This window comes from Pseudomonas sp. MYb2 (assembly GCF_002979955.1).
Classification (GTDB): Bacteria; Pseudomonadota; Gammaproteobacteria; order Pseudomonadales; family Pseudomonadaceae; genus Aquipseudomonas.
The window spans coordinates 138,031-155,745 of sequence record NZ_PCQC01000013.1 but is presented as its reverse complement, the minus strand read 5'-3'; the positions used below and the strand labels follow the sequence as shown (position 1 = coordinate 155,745).

Below are 17,715 nucleotides of genomic sequence, written 5' to 3'. Positions count from 1 at the left end.
GCCGGGGCTAAAGGTCAGAAAGTCCAGATCAAGGATGGCGCCACCGTCAAAGGTGAGGCGACGGTTAATCTGACGACAGGTTTGTGGGAACTGACTGTGACCGGTTTGACCGTGGCCGCCCATAGTTTCACCGCCACCGCGCTGTATGGCAGTGGCCAAGTATCGGCTGCGCGGACGCTGAATGTAATAGTCAAGGAACTGGCTATAGATACAACCCCTCTTCGCCTGTCAGCTTTTAAAATAAACTGGTGGAACACAAGCCCAGTACCTGGAAATTTCGCTACCAGATTACCCTCCGGTGGCACACCTCCCTATAGATATTGGTCTCGCAACATAAATGTTGCAACTGTAGACAGTCGCGGCGAAGTAACTGGAGTCAAAAACGGGTCAGCATTTATCGATGTACATGATAGCGCAGGCAAATTCGTGACTTATCAAGTTGTCGTTTCTAACGTATGGGATTTGGTAGCTAGCTTTCATGTGCCAACAGATTTAGCAACGAACATTGGGAATAGACGAGGCCACAGGCCATTCACCCAATCAGATCTAGACCATCTGAAACGCTTCAATAGTCCTATTCGATTGAGCGCTGGTGAACTGTGGTGCTGCGTTCCGCCATCAGGAGGATACTCAAGCGTATTCAATACAGTTTCGCAGAGTTTTTCTCAGGCGCATGAAACGGCGAAATACGGTTCAATTACGTTATATGCAGTGGTCTAATTTCCCCGGAAACCCCGATAGGTGGAAAATACATCTATCGGGGAGTTATTCATGACTAAAAAACGCGGGGCATTCGACGACAGCTTCAAGCTGCAAGTCGTGAAGATGATCAACGATCAATTAAAAGAGGCTGGGCTGCTCGCAGATCTGAAGCGCTGCACAAACGTTGAAGGTATTGGTTTTTTGACCGGAGCCCGTTTGATCGCAACATTTCAGCGGGGCGACTTCAAAAACGCGGATGCATTTATTGCGTTTTTGGGGATGGATTTGCGCGTGTCGCAGTCAGGACAAAAGGACGGTCGCCGGCGACTGCTCCATAACGCAGCCATGTCGGCCAGCCGTACACCGGCTTGGAAAAGCTTCTACGAGGAGCAAAGAAACCGTGGGTTCAGTACGACAAAGGCGCTGGTGATATTGGCTCGCAAGCTTGCGCGAGTAGTATTCGCGCTGCTGAAGGGGCAAAGCGAATACCAGCCGAAGGGAGGTTGAGGGCTTCCCCTCAACCATAGAATCTCCCACAGGGATTGAGTAAATCTGTGAGGGATTGGTCGGCTCGTAGGCCGCTATCGCTGGCAAGCCAACTTTCACAGGGATTGAGTGAACCTGTGAGGGATTGGGTGGCTGTCAGGTGTTTATCGCGAGCAGGCTCACTCCTACAGGGGATTTTTGTCGGGCACAAAAATGGTGACCATCGCAAATCCACTGTGGGAGTGAGCCTGCTCGCGATGGCTTATTCACAGGCAATAGATATCTTCAGACACAAAAAAAACCCGCCGCCCCGATCAACCGGGGCGGCGGGTTTTGTCGTTTCAGCCCTCGATCAAACCGTATCCACCTTCAACGAATGATCATTCAGCATCCCGCTGATGATCGTCGCCGTGTCGTGCCCGCTGGCGATCATCCCGCCCGCCCCCGGGGTCACGCCGTAATGGCTGGCGAGGTTGACGCCGGCGAGGTCGATGGTCTGGTTCGGCGTGGCGCCGGCCATGGCGCTGACGTCGATGCTGGTCATCACCGACGCGCCGCTGCCGGAGACGGTGAAGTGCAGGTAGTCGTCGAGCGACGCGGTGGTGCCGTTTTCGCCCTGCAGCAGTTGCGACAGGTCGAGCTTGTCGGTGCCGGGGGTGAAGTCGGTGATCAGGTCGTGGCCGCTGTTGCCCTTGAGCCACTGGAAGGTATCGGCCCCTGCGCCGCCGGTCATGGTGTTGTTGCCCATGCCGCCGATCAGCAGGTCGTCGCCACCGCCACCGTTGAGAATGTCGTTGCCGAGGCCACCGTTGATCACGTTGTTATTGTTGTCGCCGGTGAGGGTGTCGTTGAAGTTCGAGCCGATCAGGTTCTCGATCCCGGTCAGGGTGTCGGTGCCGGCGCCGAGGGTGTTTTGCGCACCGAGCAGGCCGAGGTTGACCGTGACCCCGGCCGTGGCATGGGCATAACTGGCGGTGTCGCTGCCAGTGCCGCCGTCGAGCAGGTCATTGCCCGGGCCGCTGTAGAGCAAGTCGTTACCGGCGCCGCCGTGCAGCTCGTTGTTGCCGGAGCCTGCGCTGAGCACATCGTTGCCGTCGCCGGCGTTGATGATGTTGTCGCCGCTGCCCGCCACCAGCACGTCATCCCCCGCAGTGCCAGTGAGGGTGTGGCCGTCCTGATAGCTGATGCTGACGTTGGCGGTGTCGCTGCCGCCATGGTTGTCGTTGGCGGTGTAGCTACCGTTGAAGTCCGGAGTTATGTCGTGGGCCCCGGCATAGTTGAGGGTCATGGTCAGCTGATAGTTTTCCGCCGCGTTGGGGTTACCGCCACCGCTGGGATTGGCGATGTTGGTGATGTGGATCTGATAGACGCCATCGGCCGCCGCGGTGAGGGTTTGCCCATCTGCCAGGGTTGTGTAGGCGCCACCGTTGATCGAGTACTCCATGGTGACGTGACCGGCCGCCAGGTTGTGATCGAGGTTGAGGGTTTCGCCCTGGCGCAGGTTGACGGTGATGCGGTCTTCATCGTTGGCGTTGCTGTTGGTCACTGCGCCGAGATAGCCGCTGACCACCAGCAGGGCAGTCATGGTCGCAGCGTTGGCGCTGAACGAACTGCGCACGTTGGCCAGGTTCTGGTTGGCGGCGGTGTTGACGTTGGTGCCAGTGAAATTGATCGCGCCGGTGCCGGTGAAGTCCGCGGCTTTCGAGATCCAGCCGGTGTTGAAACTGGTCGGTGTGGCGTTGAGGGTATCGCCGTTGGGGTCGGTGTCGTTGGCCAGCAGCAGCTCGCCCGGCACGACGATGTTGCCCGACAGCACGTTGGTGATGACGTGGTCATCCACCGCCACCGGCGGCGCATTGGGAATCACTTTTACGGTCAGCGTCGAGCTGGCGAGGTCGCCGTCGTTGTCGCTGACGGTGAAGCCGATGTTCTCGGTGATCAGCACCGCCGTGGTTTTCTGCGAGGTGTAGGTGTAGTCGCCGCTGTCGAGGTTGATCAGCAGTGTGCCGCCGTTATTGGTGGCGATGCTCAACGTGTTGTTGGCGGTGTTGAAAGTACCGTGATTGGTGCCGCCGCTTGGCGTCAACGAGCCTTGGCCGCTGAGGGCTTTCGGATCGTAGGTGTAGGTGGTGCCGTCGATCACGATGGATTTGATGAAACCACCATCAGCGCCGAAGGTGCCGCCCTCGCCCAGCAACGAACCGGTGACCGGCGCACCCTGTACGGTGCCGGACAGCACCGAGTTGAGCTGGTTGAGGTCGGTGACCACCACCGCGTTGGTGTTGGTGTGGCTGATGCCATCGTACGCCAGCGGGTCGAGGTTGGCATTGCTCACGCCGCTGCCCAGGCCAATCGCGTAGTTCTTGATGTTGTTGGCATCGAGGAAGTTTTTCAGCGCGGCTTCGTCAGCAGCGTTGATGTCGCCTTCGTTGGGTTTGCCGTCCGAGAAGAAGTAGCCGACGTTCTGCGCCCCGGTGAGTTTGCCCGAGGTGTTGAACGCGGTTTGCATCACCGCCACCGCGGCGTCGTAGTTGGTGCCACCGCCTGCGGTGAGTCCGGCGAGAATCGTCTTCGCGGTCGCCACATCAACCCACACCGAGGTTCGGTCAGTGGCGTTGCTGCTGAAGGTGACGAGCTGGACTTTGACATCACCGAGGTCGTCGTACTTGTCGAGCAAGGCGCTGATCGCCTGCTTGGCCAGGGCCAACCGCGACAGGCCTGGCACGCCGGAGGCATCGGCCATACTGCCGGAGATGTCGAGAACGATGAGCAGGTTGGAATCGATCTCCACCGCCGCCACCGAGCGATCCGAGGCCACGGCTTTTGGTACGTCATCGACGATGTTCACCACGAGGGTGCTGGTGGTGCTGTTGCCCAGAGCGTCAGTGGCTTTGTAGGTGAAACTTTCGCTGAGGGTGTTGGCCCCGTCGTTGGCGCTCGGCGAGGTTTTCGGCGCCGAAGTCAACGTGTAAGTGTAGGTGCCGTCGGCATTGAGCTGGATCTGCCCGTAGCTGCCGGTGGCGCTGCCGACCAGGGTGTAGGTAATCGCGCCACTGCCGCCAGTGACCGCACCGACCAGCGTGCCGGTGGCGGTTTCGCCAGTGTTGCTCGGGTCGCTGCCGGTGACCGTACCGGGGGCCAGATCCGCGCCGTCCTTGCTCAGGTCGAGGGCTTTTTCATAGACCGTCACGTCCTGATCGACCGAGGCCATCAGTTTGCTGTCGGCGACATTGATGGTGATGGTCGTGGTGCTTTCATCGCCGTCGCTGTCGCGGATGGTGTAAGTGAAGGTGTCGGTGGCGCCGGGTGGGCTCACCGAGTTCGGGTTGCTGTGATAGACGGCATTGCCCGCCGCGTCGAGGGTCAGGTAACCGAAGTTGCCATTGATGTTGCTGTTGAGGCCGCCGATGGCCGAAGTGCCGGTGTTGCTGCCGGCGCGCACGCCAACCACCGTGGCCGCGCCATCGGCACCACTGATGTCATTACCGAGCACGCTGACGTTGACCGTACCGCCCTCCGCCACCGAGCCGGTGTCGGGTTTGGCGGTCGGCAGGTCGTCGATGATATTGACGTTGATCTGGCCGTTGGCAGTGCTGCCATCGGTGTCCGTCGCCACCACGTTGAAGTTCTCGGTGAGGCTGTTGGCACCGTTGGCGTTCGGGTGGGTTTCGTTGTCGACCAGGGTGTAGCTGTAACTCACAACACCGGTCGCGGGGTTGTAACCAGTGACGGTGAAGGTGCTGCCCAGCGGCGAGACGACGGATTGCGGGAAACCTGCGGCAACACCGTTGGTGACCACGGCAATGCCCCCAACGGTGAGGGTTTGCAGGCCATCGAGCGCGGTCACGGTGAAGGTGCCGCTCCGGGTCAGCGCCGGGGTGTCGGGGCTGGTGCCGTCGCCGAGGTTTTTCTCGTAGACGGTGAGTTCGCCGCCGTTGACGTCGAGGCCGTTGAGCAGCACCGGATCGTCGTTGTTGTGGATGTTCAGCACCAGATTGGCGGTGCTGGTATCGCCGTCGGCGTCGGTCAGGGTATAGGTGAACGTCTCGGTGCCGTTACCGCCGCCGTGCAGGTTTTTGAAGTCGGCATCGTTGGGGTTCAGCGTGTAGGTGTATGTGCCGTTGGCGTTGAGCACCAGCGTGCCGTAAGTACCGGTGAAGGTGCCGGCGGTGATCGGCCCGGCATTCGGTCCGGTTGCGACCACATCGGCGCCTTGCACGTCGTTGGTCAGCACGTTGCCGGTCAGGGTCAGTTGCGTTTCCGCAGCGCTGTTGGCGTTGCTGTCGTTCACGGCTTTCGGCACATCATCGACGATGTTGACGACGATGGTGCTGGTGACGATGTTGCCCAGTGAATCAGTGGCCTGATAGGTGAAGGTTTCAGTCAGGCTGTTGGCGCCATCGTCGGCATGCGGCGTGGTGCTCGCCGGCGAGGTCAGGGTGTAGGTGTACGTGCCGTTGGGGTTGAGGACGATCTGCCCGTAGTTGCCGCTGGCGCTGCCGACCAGTGCATAGCTGATCGCGCCGACCGCACCAGTGACCGAGCCGACTAGCGTGCCGGACGCAGTTTCGCCGGTGCTGGTCGGGTCGCTGCCAGTGACCGTACCGGGCGCCAGATCCGCGCCGTCCTTGGTCAGATCCAGCGCTTTCTCGAAGACGGTGACGTCGGTGTCGCTGGTCGCACACAGTTTGCTGTTGGCGACATCGATGGTGATGGTGGTAGTGCTTTCATCACCGTCGGCATCGCGCACGGTGTAGGTGAACACATCCACTGCGCCCGGGCCGTTCACGACGTTGGGATTGCTGTGGTAGACGGCGTTGCCGTTGGCGTCCAGGGTCAGGTAGCCGTAGGTGCCGTTGATGTTGCTGTTGAGGCCGCCGATAGCCGAGGTCGAGGTATCGGAGCCGGCGCGCACACCGACTACCGCACCGGTCACGGCCGGGCCATCGGCGCCGCCGATGTCATTGTTCAGCACATTACCGCTGACCGTGCCGCCCTCCGCCACCGACGCCGCGTCAGGGTGGGCGCTGGGCAGATCATCGACGATATTGACGTTGATCTGGCCGTTGGCAGTACTGCCATCGGTGTCCGTGGCAACGACGTTGAAGTTCTCGGTGATGCTGTTGGCGCCGTTGGCGTTCGGATGGGTTTCGTTGTCGACCAGCGTGTAGCTGTAACTGACCACGCCGGTAGCGGGGTTGTAACCGGTGATGGTCAACGTGCTGCCGAGCGGCGTGACGACCGACTGCGGGAAGCCTGCCGCCACGCCACCGCTGACCACGTTGATGCCGCCCACGGTCAGGGTCTGCAGACCGTCGAGGGCGGTGACGGTGAAGGTGCCGCTCTGGGTCAGCGCCGGGGTGTCTGGAGCGGTGCCGTCGCTGAGGTGTTTCTCGTAGACAGTGAGTTCGCCACCGTTGACGTTGAGGCCGTTAAGGATCACCGGATCGTCGTTGTTGTGGATCTGCAGGACCAGATTGGCGGTGCTGGTATCACCATCCGAATCGGTGAGGGTGTAGGTGAAAGTCTCGGTGCCGTTGCCGCCGCCGTGGAGGTTTTTGAAGTCGGTGTCGTTGGTGTTCAGCGTGTAGGTGTAGGTGCCATTGGCGTTGAGCACCAGGGTGCCGTAAGTGCCGGTGAATGTGCCGGCCGTGACTGGCCCGGTCGGTACGCGGTCAGCACCTTGCACATCGTTAGTCAGGACGTTACCGGTCAGCGTCAGTTGGCTTTCTGACGCTGTTCCGTTGCTGTCATCGTTGGCCTTCGGCAGGTCGTCGACGATGTTGACGTCCAGCGTGCCATTGGCGGTGGTGCCGTTATCGTCAACGACCGTGACGGCAAACTGCTCAGGCAGATTGTTGGCGCCGTTGGCGGTTGGATGGGCTTCGTTGTCGACCAGGGTGTAGCTGTAACTGACCACGCCAGTGGCGGCGTTGAAACCGGTGATAGTCAGCGTACTGCCCAGCGGCGTGGTGACCGATTGCGGAAACCCTGCGGCCACGCCATTGGTGACGACGGCAATGCCGCCGACGGTCAGCGTTGTTACGCCATCGAGTGCGGTGATGGTGAACGTGCCGTTTTGCGTCAGTGCAGTGGAATCCGGCGTGCTGCCATCCGTGAGATTTTTCTCGTAGACGGTGAGTTCGCCGCCGTTGACGTCGAGGCCGTTGATGATCACCGGATCGTCGTTGTTGTGGATCTGCAGCACCAGATTCGCCGTGCTGGTATCGCCGTCCGAGTCGGTGAGGGTGTAGGCGAAGGTTTCCGTGCCGCTGCCGCCGCCGTGGAGGTTTTTGAAGTCGGCGTCGTTGGTGTTCAGCGTGTAGGTGTAGGTGCCATTGGCGTTGAGCACCAGGGTGCCGTAAGTGCCGGTGAATGTGCCGGCCGTGACTGGCCCGGTCGGTACGCGATCAGCGCCTTGCACGTCGTTGGTCAGGACGTTACCGGTCAGCGTCAGTTGGCTTTCTGACGCTGTTCCGTTGCTGTCATCGTTGGCCTTCGGCAGGTCGTCGACGATGTTCACATCGAGCGTGGCGTTGGCTGTGGTGCCGTTGTCATCGACCACGGTAACGGCGAATTGCTCTGGCAGATTGTTCGCGCCGTTGGCCGTCGGGTGCGCTTCGTTGTCGACCAGCGTGTAGCTGTAACTGACGACACCGGTGGTGGCGTTGAAACCGGTGATGGTCAGCGTACTGCCCAGCGGCGTGGTCACCGATTGCGGAAACCCTGCGGCCACGCCATTGGTGACGACAGCGATGCCGCCGACGGTCAGCGTTGTTACGCCATCGAGTGCGGTGATGGTGAACGTGCCGTTTTGCGTCAGTGCAGTGGAATCCGGTGCGCTGCCGTCCGTGAGATTTTTCTCGTAAACGGTGAGTTCGCCGCCATTCACGTCAAGGCCGTTGATGATCACCGGATCGTCGTTGTTGTGGATCTGCAGGACGAGGTTTGCCGTGCTGGTATCGCCATCGGCATCAGTGAGGGTGTAGGTGAATGTCTCGGTGCCGTTGCCGCCGCCGTGCAGGTTTTTGAAGTCGGCATCGTTGGTGTTCAGCGTGTAGGTGTACGTGCCGTTGGCATTGAGCACCAACGTGCCGTAAGTCCCGGTGAATGTACCGGCGGTGATCGGCCCGGCACTTTCGTTGGTCACCACGCGGTCGGCGCCTTGCACGTCATTGGTCAGCACGTTGCCGGTCAGTGTCAGTTGCGTTTCAGACGCCGTGCCATTGCTGTCATCAACGGCTTGGGGCACGTCGTCGGTGATGTTCACGTCGAGCGTGCCGTTGGCAGTGCTGCCGTTGTCATCGACCACGGTGACGGCAAACTGCTCAGGCAGGTTATTCGCGCCGTTGGCGGTTGGATGCGCTTCGTTGTCGACCAGGGTGTAGCTGTAGCTGACCACGCCCGTGGTGGCGTTGAAACCGGTGATGGTCAGCGTACTGCCCAGCGGCGTGGTCACGGATTGCGGGAAGCCTGCGGCGACACCGTTGGTGACCACGGCGATGCCACCGACGGTCAGCGTGGTGACGCCGTCCAGTGCGGTGATGGTGAAGGTGCCGTTTTGGGTCAGCGCGGTGGAATCCGGTGCGCTGCCGTCAGTGAGGTTTTTTTCGTAGACCGTCAGCTCGCCGCCCTCGACGTTCAAGCCGTTGATGATCACGGGGTCATCATTGTTGTGGATCTGCAGAACGAGGTTTGCCGTGCTGGTATCGCCATCGGCATCAGTGAGGGTGTAGGTGAAGGTCTCGGTGCCGTTGCCACCGCCGTGCAGGTTTTTGAAGTCGGCATCGTTGGTGTTCAGCGTGTAGGTGTACGTGCCGTTGGCGTTGAGCACCAGCGTGCCGTAAGTACCGGTGAAAGTGCCAGGCGTGATCGGCCCGGCATTGGGGCCGGTGGGCACGCGGTCGGCGCCTTGCACATCGTTGGTCAGGACGTTGCCGGTCAACGTCAGCAACGTCTCGGAAGCCGTGCCATTGTTGTCGTCGACCGCGCGCGGCACGTCGTCGGTGATGTTGACGTCAAGGGTGCCGGTGGCGGTGTCGCCATTGTTGTCGCCGGCAATCACGGTGAACTGTTCGCTGAGGCTGTTGGCGCCATCGCCGGCAGCGTGGGTTTCATTGCCGTTGAGGGTGTAGCTGTAGCTGACCGCGCCCGTCGCCGGGTTGTAGCCGGTGATGGTCAGGGTGTTGCCCAGTTGCGTGGTGATCGATTGTGGAAAACCGACCGGCACGCCGCCGACAAGGACGTTGATGCCGCCAATGCTCAGGCTGCTCAAGCCATCCGGGGCTGATACCGTGAAACTGCCGCTCTGCGTCAGCGCTCCCGGGTTGGCCGCCGAACCGTCAGGCAGATTGGCTTCGTTGAGGTTCAGTTCACCGCCCGGCACGGCGAGGCCGTCGATGATCACTGGACTGTTGACCACCAGCGGTGGCGGCGGCGTGATCGGCGCGGCATTGTCGTCGCCGTTGTCGATCACCGCGTTATGACGCTCTTCAGGAAACTCGGGAATACCGCCGAAGCCGGCAGTGGGGAAGCCGATGATCGGATCTACACGCCCGCCGACTTCAGTCAGCAGAACAAAGCTGTGGCCGCCACCTGCCTCTCCCGGTGCACCGCCGGGGGCATTGGGGCCGGCAGCCGTGGCTTCAGCGGTTTTGCTGGGGTCATCACCCGCGGCAATGGCTTTCTGGATTTGCTCGACGTCGGTCAGTTGCGCTTCGCTCGGGGTCACGGCCTCCGCAACGTTCACATGAGCGGCCTGATCCGCCAGCAACTGGCCGGTCATGGTCAGGCTGCTGTCGCGGCCCAAGGTCAGCTCCTGACCGTTCTGCAGTTTCACCGCCACCGCGCCTTCAGCGCCGGTGATCAGTTGATCGCCTGCAAATAAACGGTCGCCCTCAACCAACGGACGCTTGATGCCGTCGGCTGCCTGCGCGAATACCTGACCAATGACTTTTGTGACGGTACCGATGAGCGTTGCCATGTGAAATCCTCCGCTGCCGACCACCGTCAGCACTGGTTCGCGAAGCAGCCCATGGCTCAATCGGGTTGTCGGAGGCGACGCTCGCACCCTCGACAGTTCGTTTCGCAGGAGTTGTTTGAAGAGAAATCCTAGCGCTATCAAGCACTTGCGAATCCTGATTCAAACAGCCCGCCCACTAACGCTACGTAACGGTGGTGAATCACCCGAGTGACAAAAATCTGTCGCTCTTTCGCCGCTACGCGTCCCTCCCCTTCAGCAGTACTTCGCCGTATGTCGCAAAGTGAGTGGAACTTTCCTCAAGCCTTTCTGAGCTCCCTAAAGCGCATAAAACAAAGGCTTTCGTGCTGAACAATGTGCTGGTTTTGCTAAAGCGCATAAGTTTTTTTCGGCATAAGCCTTATGAAAAATTTTTCTTAGCTACGCTCTAGGATGTTCTTAGCTCTGTTGTTACAAGAGTGAAACGCTTAGACCTACAAATATCGTCAAATATTTGGCGACAGTAACACACCATCAGGACTCAGGGAGATGCACCCATGCGCGTTCTAACCCCCCTCTGCAGCGCGGTTTTGCTGGCCATGGCTTGCACTTCTCAAGCCCAGGCCATGAACCTTACCGAGGCTATTCAAAGCACCATCGCCACTCACCCGGAACTGGCTTCGCGCGTGGACGCCCGCCTGTCGGCAGATGAACAAGTCAAAGTCGCCAAGGGCGGATTCTATCCGTCGGTCGATTTGAATGCTGCGTATGGCCGTGGCTACAGCGACAACACCAACACCCGGGCCTTCGGAAATCACCACACCGAAATCCTCAATTACACCCAGTCCGAGCTGCGTCTGCGGCAGATGCTGTTCGATGGCTTCAACACTGCCAACGAAGTCGAGCGCACCAAAGGCGTGTCCAATTCGCGCGCGTACTACGCGCAAGGCACCGCACAGGACCTGGCCCTGCGCACCATCGAGGTCTACCTCGAAGTACTCAAGCGTCGCGAGCTGGTGACCCTGGCCAGGAACAACCTGCAGGCGCATTTGCGGGTCAACGACCAGATCGGCCTGCGCACCGAGCGTGGCGTCGGCAGCACCGCCGACTCGGATCAATCGGTCGCCCGTAAGGCGCTGGCACAGAACAACCTCGATACCGCCGAAGTCGATCTGGCCGACGCCGAATCGAACTTCTACAGCGTGGTCGGGCGCATGCCCGATGAGCTGGAAACCCCGGCCTCGACCCGTGGCGAATTACCGACCAGCCTGCCGGAAGCCCAGCAGAGCATGGTCGAAAACAACCCGTACCTGAAATCCGCCCAGGCTGACGTGCAATCGGCCGAGAGCCAGTACGAAGTCGCCAAGTCGCCGTTCTATCCACGCTTCGATGCTGAAGCCGCCGTCGGCGCGAACAACAACGTGCAGGGCGATGAAGGCCACGACAACGAATGGCGTGTGGGTGTGGTGATGAACTACAACCTGTTCCGTGGCGGCAGTGACAAGGCACGACTGGCCTCCGATGCGCACCAGATCAACCAGGCGATGGACATCCGCAACAACGCCCTGCGTCAGTTGAACGAGAACATTCACTTGGCATGGAACGCCATGCTCAACGCGAAGAAACAGACCCCGACCGCCCGCGAATATGCGGAAACCACCAAACGCGTACGCGCTGCGTATCAGGACCAGTTCGGCTTGGGCCAACGCACCCTGCTCGACTTGCTCGACAGTGAAAACGAGCTCTACAACGCCAACCGTCGCTACACCGAAATCCGCTACACCGAGGAATATTCGATGTACCGCGTGCTGGCGAACATGGGCCAGTTGCTGAGCAAACAACGGGTGGTGTTGCCGGCCGATGCGATTGCCGCGACCGAGGTCAAAAACGAAGCGCGGCTGCCTGAACTGAAATAAGTCCCCTGTTGATCGTTCCCACGCTCTGCGTGGGAATGCCTCAATGGACGCTCTGCGTCCGCTTTCGGACGCGGAGCGTCCCGGGCTGCATTCCCACGCGGAGCGTGGGAACGATCAATGTGTGGATTCCCGTGCCCGTTCAACAGAGGCGATCAATATGACCAGCATGGAACCCGGCCACTCCGGGATTGATCCGCGGCTGAGCTTCGATGATCCGTTACTCGACGGTCTGTTGATCCTCTGCAAACTGCATGGCGCCATCGTCAGTCGGGCCAGCCTGAGCGCCGGGCTGCCCTTGAACAAACAACGCCTGAGCCTGGATTTGCTGCCGCGCGCCGCTGCCCGGGCCGGGTTGCAGGCGCGCATCTTGCGCCGCGATCTGAAAGATATTTCACCGCTCAACCTGCCGATCCTGTTGCTGCTCAACGATGGCCGCACCGCCGTGTTGCGGCGTTTCGGCGATGACGGCAAAGCGCTGATCCTGCCCAGCGAAGCCGATGGCGGCGAGCAATGGATCAGCCGCGAAGAACTCACCGAGCACTATAGCGGCCAGGCCTTGTTCGCCCGTCCGCGCCACGAACTCGAAGACCTGCGCTCGCCGTTGGTGCCACGGGTGCATGCGTGGTTTCGCGACACGTTGAAACTGTCAAAATGGCTCTACAGCGATGCGATTCTCGCGAGTTTCCTGATCAACCTTTTAGGCCTGATGGTGCCGCTGTTCGTCATGCAGACCTACGACCGCGTGGTACCGAATCAGGCCACTTCGACCTTGTGGGTGCTGTCGATCGGGCTGCTGATCGGCACCGGTTTCGAGCTGGTGTTGCGGGTGGTGCGTGCACACTTGCTCGACACTGCCGGCAAGAAAACCGATGTGATCCTTTCCGCGACTTTATTCGAACGCATCACCGGCATGTCGATGAAGGCGCGGCCGGCGACCATCGGCGGTTTTGCGCAGAGCATTCATGACTTTCAGGGCCTGCGCGAATTTCTCACGGCAGTGACGCTGACCAGCCTGATCGACCTGCCCTTCGTGGTACTGATGCTGGTGGTGATCGGCCTGCTCGGCGGTTGGCTGGTGGTGATTCCGCTACTCGCGTTTCCGATCACCATCGTCTTCGCGATGATCATTCAAGTGCGCCTGCGCGACACCGTGCAAAAGAGCCTGAGCCTCGGTGCCGAACGCCAAGCGGTGCTGATCGAAACCCTCGGTGGCCTGGAAACCCTCAAGGCTTGCAGCGCCGAAAGCGAGCGCCAGCACAAATGGGAAAGCACCCACGGCGCCCTCACCCGCCTCGACAGCCATGCGCGCAACCTGTCGGCGCTGGCCACCAACGGCACATTGTTCATCCAACAATTCTCAGGGATGGCGACCATTGTCGCCGGGGTCTACAGCATCATCGCCGGCAATCTCAGCGTCGGTGCGCTGGTCGCCAGTTACATGCTCGGCAGCCGTGTGCTCGCGCCGCTGGGGCAGATCGCCGGGCTGATCACGCGCTATCAGCAAGCGCAACTGACCATGAAAAGCACTGATGCGCTGATGGCCTTGCCGCAGGAACGTGACGGCAAACAGCGGCCATTGGAGCGCACGCAGTTGCAAGGCGCGCTGGACGTCAACGGCGTGACCTTCCATTACAACGGTCAAAATGCGCCGGCGCTGAGCAACGTCACCTTCAGCCTGAAACCCGGCGAGCGGGTCGGCATCATTGGCCGCAGCGGTTCGGGCAAAAGCACCTTGGCGCGATTGGTCATGGGCTTCTACGAACCCGAAGAAGGCCAACTGCTGCTCGACGGCCTCGACCTGCGCCAACTCGATGTCGCCGACCTGCGCCAGCAGATCGGTTATGTCGCCCACGACCTGCCGCTGCTGGCCGGCAGCCTGCGTGACAACCTGACCCTCGGCGCACGTTACATCAGCGATTCGCGGATGCTCGAAGTGGCCGAACTGACCGGCGTGACCGAACTCGCTCGCCAGCATCCGCAAGGTTTCGATCGGCCGGTGGGCGAGCGCGGACAATTGCTCTCCGGCGGCCAGCGCCAGGCCGTGTTGCTGGCGCGTTCGCTATTGCTTGATCCGCCGATCATGCTGCTCGACGAACCCACCAGCGCCATGGACAACAGCAGTGAAGACTTGCTGCGGCAGAAACTGCATGGCTGGGTGCAAGGCAAAACCTTACTGCTGGTGACCCACCGCACTTCGATGCTGAGTCTGGTGGACCGGTTGCTGGTGCTGGACAACGGCCGGGTCGTCGCCGACGGTCCGAAAGAAGCGGTCATCGATGCACTGCGCAAGGGCCGTGTCGGCTCGGCGGCGGTCTAGGAGTTGCCCCATGTCTGCTTCCTCCGATAGCAAAGATCGCGGCTACTTCGACAGTTTCGGTAAAAGCGCCGAAGCGGAATTCATGCCGGAAACCGCCGGTGCTTCGCTGCAGGATTCGCCGCGCTGGTCGCGGATCACCGTGTGGCTGGCGGCGGCGCTGCTGATCAGCGCGGTGGTCTGGGCCAAGTTCGCCGTGCTCGAAGAAGTGACCATGGGCGAAGGCAAGGCGATTCCGTCGAGCAAGGTGCAGGTGATCCAGAACCTTGAGGGCGGGATCGTTACCGAAATCTTTGTGCGTGAAGGGCAAATGGTCAATAAGGGCGACACCCTGCTGCGTCTGGATGACACGCGCTTTCGCTCGAACAAGGGCGAGAGCGAGGCCGATCGCTATGCGCTGACCGCGCAGGTCGAACGGTTGTCGGCGGAGGCCGAGGGCCGGCCGTTCAAGCTCTCTGATGAGGTGATCGCCAAGGCACCGCAAGTCGCCGAAGACGAGCGTTCGCTGTATGAACAACGCCAGCGCCGGCTGGCCAGCGAGCAGCGTACGTTGAGCGAACAACTGCGGCAGAAGACTCAGGAACTCGCCGAATTTCGCTCCAAGCAGGGCCAGTTCAGTTCCAGTCTGGCGTTGCTGCAGCAAGAGATGAACATGTCCGAACCGCTGGTAAAAACCGGCGCGGTCTCGCCCGTGGAAATCCTACGGCTGAAACGCAGCGCCGTGGAAATCCGTGGCTCGTTGAACGCCACCACTCTAGCGATTCCCCGCGCCGAATCAGCGATTGCCGAGATCCGCAGCAAGATCGACGAGTCGGAACAGACCTTCCGCTCGGAAGCCGCGAAAGAGCTGAATGAGAAACGCACCGATCTGTCGAAAATCACCGCGACCAGCATCGCCATCGACGACCGCGTCACCCGCACGACGGTGACCTCACCGGTGCATGGGGTGATCAAACAATTGAAGGTCAACACCATCGGTGGCGTGGTTCAACCGGGCAGCGACATGGTTGAAATCGTGCCGCTGGAAGACAACCTGCTGATCGAAGCCAAAGTGCGCCCGCAGGATGTCGCGTTCCTGCATCCGGGCCAGAAAGCCATGGTCAAGTTCAGTGCCTATGACTACACGATTTACGGCGGGTTGAGCGCCAAGCTTGAGTTGATCGGCGCCGACACGATTACCGATGACAAGGGCAACAGCTTTTATCTGATTCAGGTGCGCACCGATAAAAACCATTTGGGCGGGGATGTGAAACCGCTGCTGATCATTCCGGGGATGGTGGCGACGGTGGACATTATTACCGGGGAGAAGAGTGTCTTGGATTATCTGTTGAAACCGGTGCTGAAAGCGCGGACCGAGGCGATGCGCGAACGGTAAATCTCGCCGTAACCTGCGTTGACTGAACAATTGCTATCGCGAGCAGGCTCACTCCTACATTTGGAATGTGTTCCCCCTGTAGGAGTGAGCCTGCTCGCGATAGCGCCAGTCCAAACGACAATTATCTTTCGGCATGATTACGCTGAAAGGTCTCCTCCCCCATCGCCGCAATCTGCCCCTCGATCAACGCCTCGAACGGTTTGAGCAACGGCTCGAATGACGCCGACGGTTCCAGCGTCTGCAAAGCCTGCACAATCGCCTCAATGGTCGACAACGCCCCCGGTCCCGGCGCCTTGCGCAAGCGATAGCGCGACACCCCGCCCTCGGCCAGCGTCACCCGTGGCAACGCCGCCAGCAGCGGATTGAGGTGCAGCATCTTGCGCGCCTTGCGCCAGGTGCCGTCCGGCACCACCAGCAACAGTGGTTCATCAGACTCGCCGTAAGCCTGCATCGGCTGCGCGTCATCAGCCGGAAACAACAACCGCGCCTGATACCCCGGCCGGTTCAACAGCGTCGGCAAATCCTCGAACACCTCACCGACAATCAGCTCGGCATTGCTCAACCCCAACGCCGCCAGCCGCGCGGTATTCAGCGCATGATTAACTTCACTCGGATGCTGCAACAGCAGCACCCGCGTGCGGCTGTCGAGGCTCGGAATCAGCGGGCACAGGCAATGGGTTTGTGGACGCAGGCAGCGCGGGCATTGAGGTCTGGACATGTTGTTTACGCCTGATTCAACTGAGCTTTAAGCAGATCACGGAACGTCTGAATCAGCGGTTCGCGACTACGGCCCCGGCGCATGATCATTGAAAACGGTGCCTGATAACCGAACGTCGCCGGCAGCAATACGCGCAGGTCGCCCTTGTCGGCCCAGGCCTGCGCGTAGTGCTCCGGCAAGTAACCGATGTAGGCGCCGGACAGCACCAGAATCAGTTGCGCTTCCATACTTTCCACGGTCGCGGCGCTGTGTTTGAAACCGTGCCGGGCCAATTCCGCCTGACTCCAGTAACCACGACCGACCATGCGTTGCTGAGTGATGACCTGCTCGGGAATCCGCCGCTCGTTGAACAACGGATGCCGGCTGCTGCAATACAACCAGTGCTGCTCGCGGTACAGCGGCATGTAGACCAGACCGCTCATGCGCGTGGAAAACGCACCGATGGCCAGGTCGAGGCGGTTGTCCTGCACGCCGAGTTGCAATTCGTAGGGGCTCATCACCGACAAATGCAGATGCACCGCCGGGTGTTCCTGACTGTAGGCGCCGATGGCCTCGGCGAATGGCAGGGCCTTGTCGCTGACGGTGGAGTCGATCACGCCGAGGTTGAGCGTGCCGCGCAATTCGCCCTTGAGCGCGGCGGCGTATTGCTCGAAACCTTCGAGTTCGGCGAGCAGGCGCAGGGTTTCCTGATGGAACAGCTCACCCTTGCTGGTCAGGCTGAACCCGCCGCGCCCGCGATGGCACAGCACCAGGCCGAGCGCGGCTTCGAGCTGGCTCATGTAGGTGCTGATCGCCGAGGTCGACAGGTTGAGTTCCTGCTGCGCGTTGGCGAAACCCTGATGACGGACGACGCTGACGAAGATGCGCAACAGTTTCAGGTCGGGTAAAGCGTTGGCCATGTCTGCTCCGGGCTTTGCAACTGTGTGTCGGTGGGAAAAGCCCCTCACCCCAGCCCTCTCCCCGAGGGAGAGGGAGCCTACCGAGCTGTTATGAGGATTTACGCCGACCTGCAATATCGAGTCGAACTCAAAATTAAAAAGCAATGGCGATCAGCTCCCTCTCCCTCCGGGAGAGGGCTGGGGTGAGGGCAGCAATCCCCAGCCGATCACAATCTTGAACCCGCCGAAGTCTAATCCCAGCCTCGCCATTAGTTTAGAAAAATCTGAACTAAGTTTTTGCCCGTAGCGATTCTTTCCCCTCACTACATTTCGCATCATCGGCCCCACAGCGGCGTCCGAACCCGTG

At 60.5% G+C, this 17,715-nt stretch carries 7 protein-coding genes and 1 pseudogene; 5 read left to right on the top strand and 3 right to left on the bottom strand.

What is annotated here, in order from left to right; genetic code table 11:
• Positions 1-720 (top strand): Ig-like domain-containing protein (locus tag CQ009_RS29870; RefSeq protein WP_177431186.1); only part of this gene is annotated, 720 nt, incomplete at its 5' end.
• A gap of 96 nt (positions 721-816) precedes the next feature.
• Positions 817-1,209, top strand: a pseudogene (locus tag CQ009_RS20985) (transposase); the annotation flags it as partial.
• Positions 1,210-1,540: 331 nt separating this feature from the next.
• On the opposite strand, the gene CQ009_RS20980 reads toward CQ009_RS20985, so the two are convergent.
• A complete protein-coding gene (locus CQ009_RS20980; RefSeq protein WP_105708542.1) occupies positions 1,541-10,171 on the bottom strand; it encodes a retention module-containing protein in 8,631 nt (2,876 codons plus the stop codon).
• A 533-nt stretch (positions 10,172-10,704) separates the two neighbouring features.
• On the opposite strand from CQ009_RS20980, the gene CQ009_RS20975 reads away from it, so the two are divergent.
• From CQ009_RS20975 to CQ009_RS20965, 3 genes are all read left to right on the top strand, one after another.
• Positions 10,705-12,063, top strand: a complete 1,359-nt coding sequence (locus CQ009_RS20975; protein WP_105708539.1) for a TolC family outer membrane protein — start codon at positions 10,705-10,707, stop codon at positions 12,061-12,063.
• Between the two features lie 157 nt (positions 12,064-12,220).
• Positions 12,221-14,380 carry a type I secretion system permease/ATPase gene (locus tag CQ009_RS20970; RefSeq protein ID WP_105708537.1) on the top strand — a complete coding sequence of 720 codons (2,160 nt, stop codon included), beginning with the start codon at positions 12,221-12,223 and terminating at the stop codon, positions 14,378-14,380.
• Between the two features lie 10 nt (positions 14,381-14,390).
• Complete coding sequence (locus CQ009_RS20965) at positions 14,391-15,752, top strand: HlyD family type I secretion periplasmic adaptor subunit (protein WP_016985930.1); 1,362 nt, start codon at positions 14,391-14,393, stop codon at positions 15,750-15,752.
• 121 nt (positions 15,753-15,873) lie between these two features.
• On the opposite strand, the gene CQ009_RS20960 is transcribed toward CQ009_RS20965, so the two are convergent.
• Both CQ009_RS20960 and CQ009_RS20955 read right to left on the bottom strand, forming a co-directional pair.
• Entirely contained in the window at positions 15,874-16,470 is a 597-nt protein-coding gene (locus CQ009_RS20960) for a tRNA-uridine aminocarboxypropyltransferase (protein ID WP_105708534.1), read from the bottom strand.
• A 5-nt stretch (positions 16,471-16,475) separates the two neighbouring features.
• A complete protein-coding gene (locus CQ009_RS20955; RefSeq protein ID WP_007956593.1) occupies positions 16,476-17,369 on the bottom strand; it encodes a LysR family transcriptional regulator in 894 nt (297 codons plus the stop codon).
• Positions 17,370-17,715 lie beyond the last annotated feature (346 nt).

Excerpts from the sequence above, each read along its gene's own strand:
- CQ009_RS20970 (WP_105708537.1), top strand. The coding sequence starts at position 12,221 with ATGACCAGCATGGAACCCGGCCACTCCGGGATTGATCCGCGGCTGAGC.
- CQ009_RS20975 (WP_105708539.1), top strand. The coding sequence starts at position 10,705 with ATGCGCGTTCTAACCCCCCTCTGCAGCGCGGTTTTGCTGGCCATGGCT.
- CQ009_RS20965 (WP_016985930.1), top strand. The coding sequence starts at position 14,391 with ATGTCTGCTTCCTCCGATAGCAAAGATCGCGGCTACTTCGACAGTTTC.
- CQ009_RS20960 (WP_105708534.1), bottom strand. The coding sequence starts at position 16,470 with ATGTCCAGACCTCAATGCCCGCGCTGCCTGCGTCCACAAACCCATTGC.
- CQ009_RS20980 (WP_105708542.1), bottom strand. The coding sequence starts at position 10,171 with ATGGCAACGCTCATCGGTACCGTCACAAAAGTCATTGGTCAGGTATTC.
- CQ009_RS20955 (WP_007956593.1), bottom strand. The coding sequence starts at position 17,369 with ATGGCCAACGCTTTACCCGACCTGAAACTGTTGCGCATCTTCGTCAGC.